At 35.8% G+C, this 20,031-nt stretch carries 8 protein-coding genes; 2 read left to right on the top strand and 6 right to left on the bottom strand.

What is annotated here, in order from left to right; genetic code table 11:
- Window positions 1-5 precede the first annotated feature (5 nt).
- The 4 genes from NLJ00_RS19410 to NLJ00_RS19425 form a co-directional block, all read right to left on the bottom strand.
- Window positions 6-3,098 carry a SusC/RagA family TonB-linked outer membrane protein gene (locus NLJ00_RS19410; protein WP_256635034.1) on the bottom strand — a complete coding sequence of 1,031 codons (3,093 nt, stop codon included), beginning with the start codon at window positions 3,096-3,098 and terminating at the stop codon, window positions 6-8.
- Between the two features lie 285 nt (window positions 3,099-3,383).
- A complete protein-coding gene (locus NLJ00_RS19415) occupies window positions 3,384-4,394 on the bottom strand; it encodes a LacI family DNA-binding transcriptional regulator (protein WP_180860568.1) in 1,011 nt (336 codons plus the stop codon).
- A gap of 518 nt (window positions 4,395-4,912) precedes the next feature.
- A complete protein-coding gene (locus tag NLJ00_RS19420; protein ID WP_256635035.1) occupies window positions 4,913-6,685 on the bottom strand; it encodes a MutS-related protein in 1,773 nt (590 codons plus the stop codon).
- Between the two features lie 70 nt (window positions 6,686-6,755).
- Window positions 6,756-7,589, bottom strand: coding sequence for a universal stress protein (locus NLJ00_RS19425; RefSeq protein WP_256635036.1), 834 nt, complete (start codon window positions 7,587-7,589; stop codon window positions 6,756-6,758).
- 183 nt (window positions 7,590-7,772) lie between these two features.
- Between NLJ00_RS19425 and mnmE the strand changes: the two genes are divergently transcribed.
- Complete coding sequence (gene mnmE / locus NLJ00_RS19430; RefSeq protein WP_053472670.1) at window positions 7,773-9,173, top strand: tRNA uridine-5-carboxymethylaminomethyl(34) synthesis GTPase MnmE; 1,401 nt, start codon at window positions 7,773-7,775, stop codon at window positions 9,171-9,173.
- A gap of 169 nt (window positions 9,174-9,342) precedes the next feature.
- On the opposite strand, the gene NLJ00_RS19435 is transcribed toward mnmE, so the two are convergent.
- Window positions 9,343-11,403: a hypothetical protein gene (locus tag NLJ00_RS19435; RefSeq protein WP_256635037.1), complete on the bottom strand. Its 2,061-nt coding sequence runs from the start codon at window positions 11,401-11,403 to the stop codon at window positions 9,343-9,345.
- Window positions 11,404-11,748: 345 nt separating this feature from the next.
- Window positions 11,749-17,637: a collagen-like protein gene (locus NLJ00_RS19440; RefSeq protein ID WP_256635038.1), complete on the bottom strand. Its 5,889-nt coding sequence runs from the start codon at window positions 17,635-17,637 to the stop codon at window positions 11,749-11,751.
- A gap of 705 nt (window positions 17,638-18,342) precedes the next feature.
- On the opposite strand from NLJ00_RS19440, the gene NLJ00_RS19445 reads away from it, so the two are divergent.
- A complete protein-coding gene (locus NLJ00_RS19445; RefSeq protein ID WP_256635039.1) occupies window positions 18,343-20,028 on the top strand; it encodes a PAS domain-containing sensor histidine kinase in 1,686 nt (561 codons plus the stop codon).
- Window positions 20,029-20,031: the final 3 nt, after the last annotated feature.

Genomic DNA, 20,031 nt, shown 5'->3' on the forward strand with positions numbered 1-20,031 from the left:
TAGTATTAGAATTTGACATTAAGAGAAAAACCATAGTTTCTTGTCAATGGCATTGAAGCTCTCTCCATACCTTGTGCATTACTATTAGAATAGTTTGACTCTGGATCAATATTTGGCACTTTGTCATAAATTGTCCATAAATTATGAGCAGAAAATGCTAAACTAACAGACTGGAATGGTGTTTTTTGTAAAAACATTTTTGGGAAATTGTAAGCAAAAGAAATCGCTCTTAGTTTCACAAAATCAGCATCGTATACAAAGTTTGACGTTACATCACTATAACTTCTCCAGTAATCGTATGCAGAAACTGTTGTGTTAACCGGGTTTCCGTTTACATCTCTTCCACTTACTGCCACACCGCCTTCACGACCTGGAAGTGTGATTTCAGATAATCCGTAACGAGCTCCTAACTGGTTTGTAGCAGAATAGATTTCTCCTCCAAATTTAGCATCAACAAAAACCGAAAGTGTGAAATTTTTATAAGAGAAATCATTTGAAAGTCCCATTGAAGTTGGCGCAACACCTTGTCCGGCAATGATCAAATCTCCCCTCATGAATTTACCGTTTGTATCCAATACAATGTTTCCGCTTGCATCTCTTAAATAATCATACGCTTTAATAACTCCAAAAGGCTGTCCTTTTTCTAAAACTACGTTAGCTCTACCGTCTCTGTTTCCTTCTAATGATTTTGTTGTAATTTTATCAGAAAGGCTGATAACTTCACTATCATTATAAGCAAAATTATAACCTATGCTCCAAGCAAAACTTGGTGTTTTTATTGCTTTTACATTAATAGCAAACTCCACCCCTTTGTTCAGGATTTCTCCAACATTGATTTTTGTAGTTCTGTAACCAGAAGCTTGAGAAACGTCAGCATCTGTAATATCATTTGTTGTTTTCTTGTGATAGAAAGTCAAATCTGTACTTACTCTGTTATTGAAGAATGTATTTTCAAAACCAAATTCTATTGTACTTACATTGTAAGGTTTCAAAGTTCTGTTTGGAATTGTTTCTCCGTTAACTCCTAAAATTGGCTGTCCTAAAGAATCCGTTTGTCCGTCTGGAGTAGTATAAGTCAATGCTAAAGCATAAGCTTCTGGCAATGCACCTCCAACGTTACCCCACCCCGCTCTGAATTTACCATAAGAAATCCATTCAGGAAGACCTATAACTTCAGAGTAAATAAAACTTGAACTTACAGAAGGATAAAATGTGCTGTTGTTTTTAGGATCTAAAGTTGAAAACCAATCCTCACGACCTGTTAAACTTACATATAAGAAATCTTTGTATCCAATATCAGCAGAGTAAAAAAGAGAGTTTACTTCACTTTCAGAGAATAATTTTTCTGTTTTGTCCGGCTGTGTATTTCCGTAGAAATATTCGAATGGAACAATAAAGTTGTTTCCTTTCATTTTAATACCGCTGTATCTGTTGTGTTGACGGTTTGCACCAATGAAAGCATCTAAAGAAAGGTTTTTAACAATATTACCTTTGTATCCTAAGAAACCTGAAGCATTTACCTCAGAACGGGTTTCGATTCTGTTTTCGATAGATCCGCCTGGACTGTAGTTAATTCCAGTTGGTTCAATTTCAGTGTATTCGTAGTTGATATCATCAATTCCAAGTACACCTTTCGCATAAATCTTATCTGTAATATTATAAGTTACTTTTGCAGAACCAATAAAACGTTTTCTAAGATCATCGTTTAATGGTGATTTTGTAGCAAAGTAAGGGTTTGTATGGTATACGTTTGCTCCTAAGAAATCTTCTTCACCTCCGTTTGCATCGTATGGATTGCTTAACCATCTAATATCAGAACCTGGGGTCATGAAAGTAGTTGGGAAAGATGGGTTTCTTGGCGAATCATTCAAATAAGGTCTGTTATGACTTTTCTCGGAAATATATTGTGCATTGCTTTCAATGCTGATACTTTTATTTGGAGAAGAATTTAAACTCAAAGCCACGTTATTTCTACCAAAAGTAGTTCCTGGCATGATAGATTCATCTTTAGTATTTCCGAAAGACAATCTGAAATTAGTTGTTTCATTTCCTCCAGAAAGTGCTAAAGTATTACTGAAAGAATACCCGGTTCTGTAGAAATTTTCAACATTATCTTTCCCGTATGCCTGGTATGGTCTGGTTTTACCGTCTAAACCGAGAGAAGGTGTTCCGTCATATTTGTCACCCCAAGCAAAATAGTATGAGTCTCTAAGTTCCTGCAGATTTGTAAATCTTGTTGGAACGCCGCTTGCATTTGGAGCTCCCGCACCATATTGATCCTGCCAGTTTAAAAGACTTGCCGGTGTATTAAAAGTTGAGTTTGTATTGAAATCAACTCCAATTCCAGTTCCGTTTTTACCTTTTTTAGTAGTAATTAAGATAACACCATTTGATCCTCTATACCCATAAAGAGCAGAAGCGGCACTACCTTTTAATACTGACATCGAAGCAATATCATCTGGATTGAAAGAAGACATACCATCACCCTTGTCGGCACCTCCCCACATTCCTGCATTTCCTTGCTGCGTATTGTCAATTGGAATTCCGTCTACAACATACAACGGCTGGTTAAGCCCTGATGCAGAAGTTGCTCCACGAATAACAACACGGCTTGAACCAGAAGGTCCTGTAACCGGAGCAGAAACGTTTACCCCTGCAATTTTACCTTGCAAAGCATTTCCTAAGTTAATTTCTTTATTTTTTGTCAGGTCTTCGCCTTTAAGTTCCCCTACGGCATAACCCAGACTTTTCTTTTGTTTTTTCACTCCAAAAGAAGTTACTACAACATCCTTAAGTTCTTGTGTAGTTTCTGTTAAAGTAACAGCAGCTCTTGTTTCGTTCTCCTGAAGTACTACTGACTTTGACTCAAATCCTATTGAAGATATGTTTAGGGTAACTTTACCTTCAGGAACATTCATTCTAAATCGCCCTTCGGCGTCTGTAATTGCACTAAATGGTTTTCCTTGAACCTCGATTGATGCGGCAACAATTCCTTTGTTCTCTGCATCTGTTACTATGCCTGTTATTAATCGGTTTTGAGCCGCAGCACTTAAGCTGCCCAACAATACGATTGCCAACACTGCTAATATTCGTTTCATAAGCATTTTTTTTGGTTTGGGTTTTGGATTTTGTTTTGTTCGTTTGTGTTTGTTTGTTTTGTGTTTGTTTAAATAATTAATAAAATTTTGAACTTAATTGTGGATATATAACCTTTCAGACAATACGGTGAATATTCAAAAAACGTGTTATCTTATGGTTTTACTTTAAAAAACTACTTCTTAAAATACGGCGTTAACACCAGTAAATTCAAGGGTTGTTTTAACTAAATCGATTTAGTGAAATGACTAAAAAAATAGTCTTCTTCTTATTTTTACTTTTTTCTCTTAAACTGATTCCCTAATAATCAATTTTCCTTTTTTGAGAACTTTTTCTATTTTAAAATCTTCATAATTTGTCATTTGGCTCATCAGCAATTGTATTGATTTTACGGCTATTTCTTCAATAGGCTGAGCAATTACTGAAATCATTGGCGTATGGAGTTCGAAACTGTCATGATCATCAAAACTTATAACTGCTATATCTTCCGGAATTTTATAATTTAAAATTCTGCAGGCCTGAAGTCCGGCAAGTCCCAAATAGTTAGACAAAAACAATACGGCATCAATCTCAGGATTTTCTTTAAAAAATTTTGTAATAGAATCAATCCTGCTTTTTTCACTTACCTGATATTCTAAATGCAGCGTAAAATTTTCATTATAAATTCCTTCTTCTTTTAAAGCTTCTATATATCCCTTTTCCCGTAATTTCATCTGGATCATTCCAGTTTTAATATTTACAACGGCTATATTTTTTCGGCCCTTTTCAATTAAATACTTAACAGCAGAATAAGAACCTTCATAATTATCCATTGCGACGTGACTTACTTTTTGATTGGCAAAATATCTGTCAATTAATACAACCGGCTTTTGCATTTTTAAAAGCATACCAATGGTTCGCTCTAAATTTTTTGTTGGTGTAATAATAAATCCTTCAACATTTGCCTGCAATAAACTCTGTACTAATTCTTCAGATCGATCATTATCATCACCTGTACTGCAATAAAAAACCCTGTAGTCTATATTTTTTGCTTCATCTTCAATTACTCTTGCTAAATCTGCAAAAAACTGGTTGGCTATATCTTCGACAATAAGTCCAATTGATCTTGTTTTTCCAGTTCGCAAACTGCTCGCAATCATGCTTGGTTTATACTGAAGTTTTTGAGCAACCTCCTGAACTTTTTTTATTACCGGCGGACTTATCGCCATTTTCTCTCCTTTACCATTGATAACAAAAGATACTGTAGAAATAGATACCTCTGCCTGTTTAGCAATATCTTTAATTGTAATCTTTTTCATCAGGTATTATTTATATTCTTGACTATTTTAGTACATGGCAAATATAGCAAACGAAACTAACAAAATCGTTTTAGTAAAATTTATTTTCAAAAAAATGATTTTTTTCTCCCAAAATAAAACAGAATTATCAGTAATCACGGTATTTTACTCACTTATTTCCATTTTGACTATAATAACGTTTTTAATAGTAAATGTGATAATTTGATAAGCTTTTGATGTGTTTCTAAGTTATTTTTTGATCCCTATTTTGAAAAAAAATCATCTTGGATTTATGTTAATTTAACTATTATTTCAAAATTTGAAACAAAAACTTAATGTGTAGTTTTAACGCAAAGCACGCTAAGTTTTTTGCATATAAAATTTTATAAAAAAAGTTCGCAAAGCTTGGTGAGTACAAACCTTTGCGAACTTTTCATATTGTAAATACAAACTATTGCAAAAAAAAACTTAGCGTGCTTTGCGTTAAAAAACATTCAGCTCGAATCTAAAATCTAAAATCTATATTCTAAAATCTAAAATCATATAACTCCCATCTTCTGCATTAAAAAAGTCGCGCTTTTATTTTTACAGATTCCGCTGCGGAGTTTATAATCAAAATGAAGTTCATTATTTTGAATTTCGACTTCAAAACATTGATTCGTTAAAGTTTGAGGATATTCGTTGGTTGTTAAGCAGACTTCGATATCGTGTGTTGCAATGGCTCCTATTGCTTTTTTAGCAATTACTTTTTTAACCACTTCAATAGTTCCGTTACGTTTATCATCAGAGTTTGTTCCTCTTAAAATCTCATCTAATAAAACAAAAGCAGGGCCTTCTTCCAGGGCATCCATAATTTGTTTTAAACGCTTAATTTCTGCAAAGAAATACGATTCACTGTCCGCTAAAGAATCAGATAATCGCATTGAAACTAAAACTGGAAGTGGATGCATATTAGCTTTTGAGGCACAAACAACTGAACCAATTCCGCCAAGAACCATATTGATTCCTAAACTTCTTAAAAAAGTACTTTTTCCGGACATATTAGATCCGGTTAAAATCATAAAAGATTCCGGATAAAAATGAGTATCATTCCCTACTCTGGTCGCTGGATTTAATAACGGATGACCTAAATTTTCAAATCCAATTTTATATTCTGAATTGATTTCCGGAAAAACAAAATCTGCATTGTTGAACGCTAAATTTGCGAAACTATTTAAAGCTTCAAATTCTCCAATAATATTAATCCAGTTCTCCAGTTCATGAGCATAATCTTCTTTCCATTTTAAAAGCGCTTTTAAAACATGCAGGTTAAATAAAAATGATCCGTTAAAAACAATAGCCGTAACAAAATTGCTTATCGTATCCATTCTCGAAAACAGCTCTGACAATTGTTTTAAATGAGAACTTGCCGATATATTTTTAGAAACTAACTGTTTTTGTAATGCAATAAGTTTTTTAGATTCAAATTTTTCTAGTTCTATTTTTTGAACTAATAAACTATAGTGTTTAATAGTTTTATCAATATTATCTGCCTTGGTAATTTCAGATTGAATTCGCTTTAGTGATCTTCCCAAAACAATCAAATTGAAAATAAAAATATAAGTCGCGTAAGATAAAAGTATTGCTTTTGAAGTAATAAAATAAGCAATTACAAAACCAAAAAATAATATCGGAAGAATAATTGAAAGTGAAATTAAAACTTTAGATAAAGAATTATTTTTAAATGAAATCCAATGAATTAATGAGTCATAAGCACTTTTACTGTCAGTACTGACAATGGCAAGAGCTTCAAAATCCTGACGCCAGTTTATCTTCGTTTTTAATTCATTTATGGCTTCCTGATTTTCAAGAATAACTTCATTAGATGATAAGCTTAATAATTTATCTGCTAATGTCTTTTTACCGATAAAAACAGCGGTTCGATTTAAATTTTGAAATAAGGAATGTTCTCCAAAAATATCCAGATCATAAGCATAAGGGTGATGAAAATCGTTGAATTCAATTCCGTTTTCAAAGGGAAGTTTTTCTCTTTTTAAATACGATATTTCATCTTCATTAATTTTTAAAATAGCTTTTGTTAATTCTCTTTGAAAAGATAATTTCGAATGAATTCGCATTAAAAAAAGAAAACCGGCAAAAGATAAAAAAGCAGTTACTGCATATCCAATTTCATTAGTTTTGATATAATAAAACAACATAAACAAACAAAAAAATATGCTTAAAAGTCGCAGAAGACTTATGCTGTTGTACCTTTTACTGGTTTGATTAAAGACTTTTGAATAATGTTCGACCTTGCTTAAATATATTTCCATTTTTAAAATTTAATGAAATACAAATATAGGTTTTACACTTACAAAAAAGCTATTCATTTAAAGTAGAATTTTAATTCTCATGCATTATCAATACTGGAATAGAAACTTCTTTTGTGATTTTCTGACTAAAACCTGAATCAAAAATAGATTCAAGGAAAGATCGTTTATGCTTAATTGTAGTTAAGATATCGATGTCTTTAAAAAGTACAAAATCAAGAATTGTTTCTTTTACTTCGTCGCTTGGCAACACCAGGAACTCTACATTTTCATTAGCAAATTCAGTCTGCCATTCTTTAATAGTCATATCAGTCACATCTGTACTTGAAGATCTAACATAAAGGCTTTTTACTTTTGCATCTGTTTTTTTAGCTATTTTAAGTACTTTTCTAAGTTCAGCTTTATCTTTTTCACGATATTTTGTCGTAAAACCAATGGTTTTAATTTTCTTGAATTTTGCATCAATAGGCACACATAAAACCGGAACTTTTACTTCTGAAATTACCGAATTTGTATTAGATCCGGTAAAGAATTTTGTCCAGTCAGAAACGCCTGTAGTTCCCATTATTACAAAATCAATTTCATCTTCTTCAACCGCATTTTTCAGGTTATAAACCAAGTCCCCATCCATCAGTCGGTGTTTAATTATAATGTTATCAAGATTACGTTCGGCTGCAATTGCACGAAGTTTTGGAATTTCATCCTTAAACATTTCAAATTTTGCCAATTCTATTGAACTGTATATCGATGCATAATTTTCTGGAAAAAACTGGCTGTCATAAACCGGAATCTCAAATGTATGCAATAAAATAAGTTCGGCTTTTACAACTTTTGCAAATTCTAAAGCATGTACAAACGCATTTGTAGCTGCTTCAGAAAAATCGGTAGGGAATAATATCTTTTTCATTTTATTTCAGATTATAGGTTTGTTACTCAAATTTAATCATTCTAAATCCAAAACGACCTGATAATTATCAGGAATTTAACAGTTAATGATTTCTTAAATAATTACCGTTTTCAACGTTTAAACAGGATAACTAACCTGTGATTAAGGCTTTAGAATTTTCTGCTTTTTTCTTACCTTTGCACCATGATAAATCAAGATTCTATAGTAGCATTAGCAACTCCATCCGGAGCCGGAGCTATTGCTATCATTCGTATTTCGGGCGCTGAAGCTATTTCAATAGGAAATTCTGTTTTTAAATCCATAAAAAACAAAGACTTAACAAAGCAAAAAACACATACGCTGCATTTGGGTCATATTATGGATAATGAAAAAACACTTGATGAAGTTTTAGTTTCTGTTTTTAAAGGACCAAACTCGTATACAGGCGAAGATACGATTGAAATTTCATGTCACGGATCTACTTATATTCAACAGCAAATTATTCAGTTATTATTGCGAAAAGGCTGCAGAATGGCTGATGCCGGAGAATTTACGCTAAGAGCTTTCTTAAACGGAAAACTGGATTTATCGCAGGCAGAAGCTGTTGCCGATTTAATTTCATCTGATAATGAAGCTTCTCACCAAATTGCCATGCAACAAATGCGCGGCGGTTTCAGCAATGAAATTGCCAAATTACGTGAAGAACTTTTGAATTTTGCTTCTTTAATTGAACTGGAATTAGACTTTGCAGAAGAAGATGTAGAATTTGCAGACAGAACGCAGTTTCATGAGTTATTAAATCGTATTGAATTTGTTTTAAAACGTTTAATTGATTCGTTTGCTGTTGGAAATGTTATTAAAAACGGAATCCCTGTTGCCATTGTGGGTGAACCAAATGTGGGTAAATCGACTTTATTGAATGCTTTATTAAATGAAGAACGCGCCATTGTTTCTGACATTGCCGGAACAACACGTGATACTATTGAAGATGAATTAGTTATTGGCGGAGTTGGTTTTAGATTTATCGATACGGCCGGAATCCGTGAAACTAAAGATGTTGTAGAAAGCATTGGAATCAAAAAAACTTTTGAAAAAATTGAACAGGCACAAGTTGTAATCTTCTTGTTTGATGGTTTCAAATTTCAGGTTTCAGGTTCTGACTATATTGTCGAAATTGAAAAAGTTAAAAATAAATATCCTCTAAAACCAATTTTGGTTGTTATAAACAAAGTTGACTTATTGAGTGAAAATGAAATTGATTTGATCAATAAAAAACTGGAAACTCTGGAATTAACGCTTTTAAAAATCTCGGCCAAAGAAAAAATTGGCGTGGAGGAATTGAAAGACAAATTACTATCTTTTGTAAATACCGGAGCTTTAAGAAACAATGAAACTATTGTCACAAATACAAGACATTATGATTCCTTATTAAAAGCTTTAGATGAAATCCAAAAAGTAAAATTTGGCCTTGAAACCAATCTTTCAAGTGATTTAATTGCGCTTGATATTCGTGAGGCTTTATATCAATTTGGGCTTATCACGGGTCAGGTTTCAAATGACGAATTGCTGGGAAATATTTTTGCTAATTTCTGCATTGGAAAATAGAGGCAAAATATCACAATATAAAAAACAAAAAAAACGAGTTAAGTGTTATTTATCAATAACTTAACTCGTTTTTTTTTAAATTCAATTTCCAGACTATTCTTTGAATAAATTTGTATCTCTTTTTCCTTATATTCATCGAGGAAATACTATATTTAATCACAGCTTTACATCAACTTTCAGCAATTCTTGAACTATAAAAATAGGATTTTAAATCATTTAAAATTTCTGTTCTGGATTTTGAAGCGTCTATCAATTTTAAGTTTGTGGTCTCATCAAAAAAAGAGATACAATCATGCAGGTATTTATTAGATAAAAAAAGCATTACATTTATTCCTTCTTTTTCCAATTTGAAAAAATCCATCAACTCTGTCTGATTATAAACAACAAATATACATCGTTGATAATCGGTCAATTTACTTTCATTGCATAATGAAAAAGAATCCTGATAAAATTCAAAATTATCTTTGAACTTTCTCTTAAACATTTTTAAAAATTCTTTTTTATTATCTGTTGCAGGACCGTATTCAATACCAGTCTGCAGGGTAACTTTTGCCCCATAAGTTGCAGAAGCCGGTTTAGAAATCCATGAAAGTACCGGAAGGCTTGAAACCGTTGTTGATATTGTTTTTGAAGCTGTTGGGCTTACACATCCTGTAGCATTTTTAACCGTCGCAGTATATACAGAACCCGGTGTTGAAACCGTAATAGTTGGTGTAGTGTCTGTCATTTTTGCACCGTCTTTGTACCAAGTATAGGTGTAAGTTCCTGCCACAGCCGGAACGATTGTTAAATCTGTAGTACCGTCACAAAGTATTGCATTACCTGTAATAGTTGGCTGTCCAGGCGTACTTCCCTGAGTTACATTTGCTTCTAATTTGTTCTGTTCTGCAGGACATTTAGCCCCGCTGTTGTCTGTTGCTACCACACGAAGTGACATCGTAGTTTGAGAATCAGGAACAATATAAGGATTTGTAGCTATTACATCATTTCCGTTATACCATGTATAAGTTACACCGTTTATTTTATTGGCAATGCTTAAATCTAAGCTTCCACCTGCACAAAATGAGGTAAACGTACTTAACTGAACACCGTTTACCAGTACATCAGTCGCAGGAAGAGATACCTGTATTGAAGCACCCTCACTTTTTGTTACCTGAATAGTGTTTGAAGGTTTAGAATAACAATTTCCGTCTTTAGTTGCAGCAAACCATTCTCCCACGCTGCTGTCACCGCTAATATCTACAGACTCTCCTGTTTTTTCTTCTTTACCATTATGAAACCAAACAACAGAAGTACTGCCGTTTCCTGATACCGAAAGTGTTACTTTGCCTGTACCGCAGATTACTCCATTATTAGATGCTAGTGCTGAAAGCGTAACCGGTGTTACAGAACCAGATTCTGTAATGGTGCGTTTGTTTGAGTCACTTGTGTTACATCCAACTGCTCCCATAGAAATATTATAATCCCCTTTTTGTGTTGCAATAAAATAATTAACACCTTGTGCCACTTTAGCGCCATTACGTGTCCAGATTAATTTATCAAGGTTTGGTGTATTGGCAGGAACCGATAAATATACTGCTCCGCCTGTACACAAAGTCAAAGCCGCACTTGATGGTGATATACTTGGTGCCGTATAAGGCATAGAAGTACAGTCAATCCCATTTTGAGAAAATAAAAATTCTTTAAACAAACTGGTACAAGTACTCGTTACACGTACTAATACGGTATGGATATTTACTGTTTCGTTTGGGTTAAAGTTAATTTTAAATTTTCCGTTTACATCATCAACATCACTTAGCGAAGCATATTCTCCTCCAGCCGTAATAGCAATATTAAAAGGTCCGTTAGGACAGTCAACATCATCAATAGTAAAAGTGCTGTCGCATCCTGTACCGTCTGCAGCTACATTTACACAAGGCTGCGGGCTTATTACAGTTTGTGATGTTCCCTCACATAAACTTACCCAGCGCGTGGCGTTCCAATATTCTACGCAATCTGTTGTTTTATTATAAATAGTGAGTCCGTTACCTTTATCATTATTTTTTACTGCAAAAGCGTTACGCTCTGCCGTTGTCATTTGAGGCAGTCTTAATCCGCCTTTGTTCAGAAGTTCCAAAACGGAAAAGGCTTCTGGCTCTTTTTTGCCCCCAATGGTCATCTGGGCTTCCATGTTTACCGAAAAGAATATGGCGAGAAGCATAAGCCATATCGAGAATAAATTTTTCTTCATTATCTAATTATTAAATTGTTTTAAAAATTGAAACCTTTTAATCAAAAAAAAACTCAGCTAAAGATTAAGCCTTAGTTTTCTTTTCTTCCTTATTTGTGGATGTATTGTTTTAAAAATTGAAACTTTACAGCCAAAAAAATAGAAGTGATTAAAAAATGTTAATGAATATCTTACAAATATACAACTATATAACTGATATTCAATTCATTGTAAAATAACTTCTATATTCAACCCGTTTATCAAATCCTAATCTTATGATTTGTGCCTGAAAAACCTGTTTTTATAGCTTTTTATAATTTCCACACAAAGGGCTTTGCAGCCCTTTGCATGGAATTTTTATAATTATTATAGAGATGAAACTACATACCAGTTTGTACCATCTGATTGTAAACTAATTTTCAGAGTTCCTCCTGTTGTTGCAGAGTAGAATGGTGCTAACAATTCTTTAGCTTTAATTTTAGATGAATAAATTACATCTACATCAAACTTAACTGTTAGTTCAGTACCTGCATTGCTCACATCATTTTGGTTGATCACTAAAATTCTACCTTTGTTGCTTCCTGCAGCCGGTAAAGTGATTGTGATATCGCCAGTCATTCCAGCAGCTATAATAGTGTAATCATCATCTGCAACTTCAGTACTAACAGCAGTTGTTCTAATGTTCATCACATTATTAGATTTAGGATCTGCCCATTTTACTGTCTTAGTTGTACCATCTGTAACTGTTGTCAATACCTGACCTTCTTTATCGGAAGGAAGGATTTTAACACTAGAATCTAGTAATACTGCTCCAGTTCCATTAGTCACTTCTAAGATTTCAGGTTGTGCTGAAGTAAGATCTTTTGGATCTATTACTGCTTTAACATTTCCTGCATTTGCACTAGTACCATCAGTATATCTAATAGTCATTTCACCAGTTGTTGAATCAATTGTTGTAGAAGTAATACCTCTTCCATCTGCTCCAGTTGCTCCTTTTGCTCCAGCTAATCCATCTGCTCCGGTTGCTCCTTTAAGACCTTGGATACCTTGATCTCCTTTTGCTCCAGTCGCTCCTTTTGCTCCTGGTAGACCTGGGATACCTTGAGGTCCTTGTTCTCCTTGTTCTCCTGGGAAACCTTGAGTACCTTGTCCTCCAGTTGGACCAGCAACTCCCTGAATTCCAGGATCACCTTTTGCTCCTTTAATTGCTATCAGGAATTCTGCTTGTGTTTTTCCATTATTAGCTGTTACACTTTCCCAGATTTCATAAGCTGATTTTCCTGTAGCTCCAGTTGCTCCTTTTGCTCCAGCTAAACCGTCTGCTCCAGTTGCTCCTCTAAGACCTTGGATACCTTGATCTCCTTTTGCTCCAGTGGCTCCTTGCGCTCCGGCTAATCCGTCTGCTCCGGTTGCTCCTTTTATACCTGCTAAGAATTCTTCGATTGTTTTTCCGTCATTTCCAGGAAGCTCTTTCCAGATTTCAAATGCTGATGCTCCAGTTGCCCCTTGCGCTCCGGCTAATCCGTCTGCTCCGGTTGCTCCTTTTATACCTGCTAAGAATTCTTCGATTGTTTTACCATCGTTTCCAGGAAGTTCTTTCCAGATTTCAAATGCTGATGCTCCAGTTGCCCCTTGCGCTCCGGCTAATCCGTCTGCTCCGGTTGCTCCTTTTATACCTGCTAAGAATTCTTCGATTGTTTTACCATCGTTTCCAGGAAGTTCTTTCCAGATTTCAAATGCTGATGCTCCAGTTGCCCCTTGTGCTCCGGCTAATCCGTCTGCTCCGGTTGCTCCTTTTATACCTGCTAAGAATTCTTCGATTGTTTTTCCGTCATTTCCAGGAAGCTCTTTCCAGATTTCAAATGCTGATGCTCCAGTTGCCCCTTGCGCTCCGGCTAATCCGTCTGCTCCGGTTGCTCCTTTTAATCCGTCTAAAAAGTCTTTCCCGTCTTTTCCATCATTACCAGGAAGTTCTTTCCAGATCTCTAAAGCTGATTTACCATCTGCTCCAGTTGCTCCTTGTGCTCCGGCTAATCCGTTTGCTCCAGTTGCTCCTTTTATACCTGCTAAGAATTCTTCGATTGTTTTACCATCATTTCCAGGAAGCTCTTTCCAGATTTCAAATGCTGATGCTCCAGTTGCCCCTTGCGCTCCGGCTAATCCGTCTGCTCCGGTTGCTCCTTTTAATCCGTCTAAAAAGTCTTTCCCGTCTTTTCCATCATTACCAGGAAGTTCTTTCCAGATCTCTAAAGCTGATTTACCATCTGCTCCAGTTGCTCCTTTTATACCTGCTAAGAATTCTTCGATTGTTTTACCATCGTTTCCAGGAAGTTCTTTCCAGATTTCAAATGCTGATGCTCCAGTTGCCCCTTGTGCTCCGGCTAATCCGTCTGCTCCGGTTGCTCCTTTTATACCTGCTAAGAATTCTTCGATTGTTTTTCCGTCATTTCCAGGAAGCTCTTTCCAGATTTCAAATGCTGATGCTCCAGTTGCCCCTTGCGCTCCGGCTAATCCGTCTGCTCCGGTTGCTCCTTTTAATCCGTCTAAAAAGTCTTTCCCGTCTTTTCCATCATTACCAGGAAGTTCTTTCCAGATCTCTAAAGCTGATTTACCATCTGCTCCAGTTGCTCCTTGTGCTCCGGCTAATCCGTCTGCTCCAGTTGCTCCTTTTATACCTGCTAAGAATTCTTCGATTGTTTTACCATCATTTCCAGGAAGTTCTTTCCAGATTTCAAATGCTGATGCTCCTGTCGCCCCTTGCGCTCCGGCTAATCCGTCTGCTCCGGTTGCTCCTTTTAATCCGTCTAAAAAGTCTTTCCCGTCTTTTCCATCATTACCAGGAAGTTCTTTCCAGATCTCTAAAGCTGATTTACCATCTGCTCCAGTTGCTCCTTTTATGCCTGCTAAGAATTCTTCGATTGTTTTACCATCGTTTCCAGGAAGTTCTTTCCAGATTTCAAATGCTGATGCTCCAGTTGCCCCTTGTGCTCCGGCTAATCCGTCTGCTCCGGTTGCTCCTTTTATACCTGCTAAGAATTCTTCGATTGTTTTACCATCATTTCCAGGAAGTTCTTTCCAGATTTCAAATGCTGATGCTCCAGTTGCCCCTTGTGCTCCGGCTAATCCGTCTGCTCCGGTTGCTCCTTTTAATCCGTCTAAAAAGTCTTTCCCATCTTTTCCATCATTACCAGGAAGTTCTTTCCAGATCTCTAAAGCTGATTTACCATCTGCTCCAGTTGCTCCTTGTGCTCCGGCTAATCCGTCTGCTCCAGTTGCTCCTTTTATACCTGCTAAGAATTCTTCGATTGTTTTACCATCATTTCCAGGAAGTTCTTTCCAGATTTCAAATGCTGATGCTCCTGTTGCCCCTTGTGCTCCGGCTAATCCGTCTGCTCCGGTTGCTCCTTTTAATCCGTCTAAAAAGTCTTTCCCGTCTTTTCCATCATTACCAGGAAGTTCTTTCCAGATCTCTAAAGCTGATTTACCATCTGCTCCAGTTGCTCCTTGTGCTCCGGCTAATCCGTCTGCTCCAGTTGCTCCTTTTATACCTGCTAAGAATTCTTCGATTGTTTTACCATCATTTCCAGGAAGTTCTTTCCAGATCTCTAAAGCTGATTTACCATCTGCTCCAGTTGCTCCTTTTATGCCTGCTAAGAATTCTTCGATTGTTTTACCATCGTTTCCAGGAAGTTCTTTCCAGATTTCAAATGCTGATGCTCCAGTTGCCCCTTGTGCTCCGGCTAATCCGTCTGCTCCAGTTGCCCCTTGTGCTCCGGCTAATCCGTCTGCCCCGGTTGCTCCTTTTATACCTGCTAAGAATTCTTCGATTGTTTTACCATCGTTTCCAGGAAGTTCTTTCCAGATTTCAAATGCTGATGCTCCTGTTGCTCCTTGCGCTCCGGCTAATCCGTCTGCTCCGGTTGCTCCTTTTAATCCGTCTAAAAAGTCTTTCCCGTCTTTTCCATCATTACCAGGAAGTTCTTTCCAGATCTCTAAAGCTGATTTACCATCTGCTCCAGTTGCTCCTTTTATACCTGCTAAGAATTCTTCGATTGTTTTACCATCATTTCCAGGAAGTTCTTTCCAGATTTCAAATGCTGATGCTCCAGTTGCCCCTTGCGCTCCGGCTAATCCGTCTGCTCCGGTTGCTCCTTTTATACCTGCTAAGAATTCTTCGATTGTTTTACCATCATTTCCAGGAAGTTCTTTCCAGATTTCAAATGCTGATGCTCCAGTTGCCCCTTGTGCTCCGGCTAATCCGTCTGCTCCGGTTGCTCCTTTTATACCTGCTAAGAATTCTTCGATTGTTTTACCATCATTTCCAGGAAGTTCTTTCCAGATTTCAAATGCTGATGCTCCTGTTGCCCCTTGTGCTCCGGCTAATCCGTCTGCTCCAGTTGCTCCTTTTATACCTGCTAAGAATTCTTCGATTGTTTTACCATCATTTCCAGGAAGTTCTTTCCAGATATCAAATGCTGATGCTCCAGTCGCCCCTTGTGCTCCGGCTAATCCGTCTGCTCCGGTTGCTCCTTTTATACCTGCTAAGAATTCTTCGATTGTTTTACCATCATTTCCAGGAAGTTCTTTCCAGATTTCAAATGCTGATGCTCCAGTCGCCCCTTGCGCTCCGGCTAATCCGTCTGCTCCGGTTGCTCCTTTTAATCCGTCTAAAAAGTCTTTCCCGTCTTTTCCATCATTACCAGGAAGTTCTTTCCAGATCTCTAAAGCTGATTTACCATCTGCTCCAGTTGCTCCTTTTATGCCTGCTAAGAATTCTTCGATTGTTTTACCATCGTTTCCAGGAAGTTCTTTCCAGATTTCATATGCCGATTTTCCATCAACACCATCTGTTCCAGTTGCTCCTTTTAATCCAGCTAAGAATTCTGTGATTGTTTTTCCGTCATTTCCAGGAAGCTCTTTCCAGATTTCAAATGCCGATTTTCCATCAACACCATCTGTTCCAGTTGCTCCTTTTAATCCAGCTAAGAATTCTGTGATTGTTTTTCCGTCATTTCCAGGAAGTTCTTTCCAGATTTCAAATGCCGATTTTCCATCAACACCATCTGTTCCGGTTGCTCCTTTTAATCCAGCTAAGAATTCCGTTATTGTTTTTCCGTCATTTCCAGGAAGCTCTTTCCAGATTTCAAATGCCGATTTTCCATCAACACCATCTGTTCCAGTTGCTCCTTTTAATCCAGCTAAGAATTCTGTGATTGTTTTTCCGTCATTTCCAGGAAGCTCTTTCCAGATTTCATATGCCGATTTTCCATCAACACCATCTGTTCCGGTTGCCCCTTTTAATCCAGCTAAGAATTCCGTTATTGTTTTTCCGTCATTTCCAGGAAGTTCTTTCCAGATTTCAAATGCCGATTTTCCATCAATACCATCTGTTCCGGTTGCTCCTTTTAATCCAGCTAAGAATTCTGTGATTGTTTTTCCGTCATTTCCAGGAAGCTCTTTCCAGATTTCATATGCCGATTTTCCATCAACACCATCTGTTCCGGTTGCCCCTTTTAATCCAGCTAAGAATTCCGTTATTGTTTTTCCGTCATTTCCAGGAAGTTCTTTCCAGATTTCAAATGCCGATTTTCCATCAATACCATCTGTTCCGGTTGCCCCTTTTAATCCAGCTAAGAATTCCGTTATTGTTTTTCCGTCATTTCCAGGAAGCTCTTTCCAGATTTCAAATGCTGATTTTCCATCAACACCATCTGTTCCGGTTGCACCTTTTAATCCAGCTAAGAATTCTGTGATTGTTTTTCCGTCATTTCCAGGAAGTTCTTTCCAGATTTCAAATGCCGATTTTCCATCTGCTCCTTTAAGACCAGCTAAGAATTCTGTTATTGTTTTACCTTCATTCCCAGGAATTTCTTTCCAAATTTCTGTTCCAGGAATACCATCCATACCATTTTTTCCTGTACCCGAACCAGCTTCACCTGAAACTGCAAATCTCATCCATCTGTCAACATACCAGTAGTAATAACCTGGTGTAACATCATTCTGTTCCTTAATATTAAAAACCAGTAAACTATTACTTTTAGTTGGATCACCTTCTATTGGACCAAATTGAGTTGTTTTCTCTAAAGTAACCCTAGGAATCAAAATACCTTTGGTACTATTACCATATGGGTCTTTTTCATTAGTCGTGACCTCTAATTGGGCCGATGCATTTGGTGATTTAGTTCCAATACCAACCTGAGAACGGGCCGAGAAGGTAGCCAAAACAACAAATAAAGGGAGTAATCTATTTTTCATAACCTTTTAATTATTATGTGTTTAATTATTTTCTTAAGTCTTTAAAATTCAAACATCTAGATTTGAAGGTGCAAAGTTCTCTTGAAAATCAATTTATTTTTGCCCGTAAAAGTTTTTAAACTTATAGATTAGGGTATATATGAAAAAGGCTGTTAAATTTTAAAGGAAGAATTCCTATATAGCGAAAGGCTGCTAGTAAAAAATGAATCTGATAAAAACAAATCAAATTCTTGAATATCAGAATATTAATACAAAAATACGTAAAAGAATTGGTCTTTTTAAAAAAATCGAAACACGAGGATTAATCCCGCAATCATTAAAATTCTTTAATTTAAATCATCTAATTTTAGAAAATTTGAATCTACTATTTATCCAAAATAGTCACGGCTCATTTATCAAAAGTATTGTTAAGCTGTTGTAATTTTATTTAGTATATATACTGACTAATTTATTATAAATGCTTATTTAATTTTTTTGTAAACTGAAGAAGTCAATGATTCTCAAAGTATTTCTACATTTTAATAACACCCTTTTATAGCTGTATATTAAGATAATTACTTGTATAACCGTTTTATTTACTTACATTCGTTTAATATCAAATTACTTCATTTATAATTCAAGACCACTATTCCAGATAATTATTAAAATATAGGTGCTTTTCCAGCAAATTACTGCCATTATTTTTCAAACAAAACATCGCTTTATATGAGCATTAAAGAAAAAAATGGTAATAAGGAAATTGTCCTTTCCCATAAAGAAGTCCTTCAAAAAGGAAACCATCCAGACAATAAAGACCATCTTACAGAAGAAAACCCGCTTCAGAAAATCAGGAAGTCAAAAAAAACAATCCATACTGCTATTGACAGCGGGGAACCTGCATTTCAAAAAAAACAAATAGAAACTCAAATCTTTGAGCTTAAAGAACAGCTTCATGCAAAAGAGCAGTATTTACTAAATTTAACTAATGCTATTAACACCACAAATGCAGCTGTAGAATTTGATATGGAAGGCAATATTTTAACTGCCAATAAAAATTTCCTGAAAATTATGGGATACACTGCAAAAGATTTACTGGGAAAACACCACAGTCTTTTAGTTGATTCCTCCTATTCAAAATCAAATGCATATCAGTTTTTCTGGAACGATCTAAAAAAGGGTATTTACCAAAAGGACGAATTTATCCTGACGGCGAAAAATGGTCGGCTAATATGGTTTTTAGGCAGTTATAATCCTATTTTTAATACAGAGTCAAAACCGTACAAAATCCTAAAAATAGCGACTGATATAACACTTGCTAAAACGCAGTTTTTACAATTGGCCGTTCAGGCAGAAGAAAAAGAAAAAAGATCATCTGAATTAATTATTGCTAATAAAGAACTTGCTTTTCAAAATAAAGAGAAAGAAAATCGGGCTGCAGAATTAATTATAGCAAACAAAGAATTAAAATTTCAGAATGAACAAAAAGAAAAACGGGCAAATGAGTTAATTGATGCCAATAAAGAACTGGCTATTCAAAGCAGGGAAAAGGAAAAACGTGCTGCTGAACTTATAATAGCCAATAAGAAACTTGCTTCTGAAAAGATTCTGAAAGAAAAAAGAAAATTGGAAAAATTAAAACGGGCGGCAGAATTGATTGTTAAAAACAAGGAACTTGCTTATCAGGAAAAACGAAGCAGTGAACTTACACTGGCTAATGACGAGCTAAGAAAAGCTCAGGAAGAACTGGGGTCATTCTCTTATTCCGTTTCGCATGATTTACGTGCTCCAATCCGGGCGATCAATGGTTATACACAAATCCTGATAGAGGATCATGCTGATTCAATAGATGATGATGGAAAAAAAATCATACAGGCTATAATTAATAATTCTAATAAGATGGGAATATTAATAGATGATTTACTTGCTTTTAGCAAATTAGGCCGTAAAGAAGTGTCTTCTGCCAATATAAATATGCTGGCACTTGTAAACGCAGTTATAAGTGAAATAACTGTTGAAAAAGGTGAAAATATCCCCATATTTGAAATTGAAGAGCTTGCTCATTCAAATGGAGATCCTTCTTTAATTAAACAAGTTTGGATCAACTTAATCTCTAATGCCATTAAATATTCCAAATATAAACCAGAAATAAGGATTAAAATTACATCAACCTTTGAAAAGGATAAAATTATTTACAGTGTAAAAGACTGGGGCGCAGGATTCGACATGGCCTATTACGATAAATTGTTTGGCGTTTTCCAGCGTCTGCATTCACAAGATGAATTTGCAGGAACAGGTATTGGACTGGCTATCGTACAAAAAATAGTCAACCGCCATTCGGGAACAGTGTGGGCAGAATCAAAACTTGATGCAGGTGCTAATTTTTACTTTAGCCTGCCAAATATTAAACATTAAAAA

The sequence above is a fragment of the Flavobacterium panici genome, from assembly GCF_024499525.1.
GTDB lineage: Bacteria > Bacteroidota > Bacteroidia > Flavobacteriales > Flavobacteriaceae > Flavobacterium > Flavobacterium panici.

Bases quoted from the DNA above. Each gene is read 5' to 3' on its own strand.
- NLJ00_RS19410 (WP_256635034.1), bottom strand. From the start codon at position 3,098: ATGAAACGAATATTAGCAGTGTTGGCAATCGTATTGTTGGGCAGCTTA.
- NLJ00_RS19415 (WP_180860568.1), bottom strand. From the start codon at position 4,394: ATGAAAAAGATTACAATTAAAGATATTGCTAAACAGGCAGAGGTATCT.
- NLJ00_RS19420 (WP_256635035.1), bottom strand. From the start codon at position 6,685: ATGGAAATATATTTAAGCAAGGTCGAACATTATTCAAAAGTCTTTAAT.
- NLJ00_RS19425 (WP_256635036.1), bottom strand. From the start codon at position 7,589: ATGAAAAAGATATTATTCCCTACCGATTTTTCTGAAGCAGCTACAAAT.
- mnmE (WP_053472670.1), top strand. From the start codon at position 7,773: ATGATAAATCAAGATTCTATAGTAGCATTAGCAACTCCATCCGGAGCC.
- NLJ00_RS19435 (WP_256635037.1), bottom strand. From the start codon at position 11,403: ATGAAGAAAAATTTATTCTCGATATGGCTTATGCTTCTCGCCATATTC.
- NLJ00_RS19440 (WP_256635038.1), bottom strand. From the start codon at position 17,637: ATGAAAAATAGATTACTCCCTTTATTTGTTGTTTTGGCTACCTTCTCG.
- NLJ00_RS19445 (WP_256635039.1), top strand. From the start codon at position 18,343: ATGAGCATTAAAGAAAAAAATGGTAATAAGGAAATTGTCCTTTCCCAT.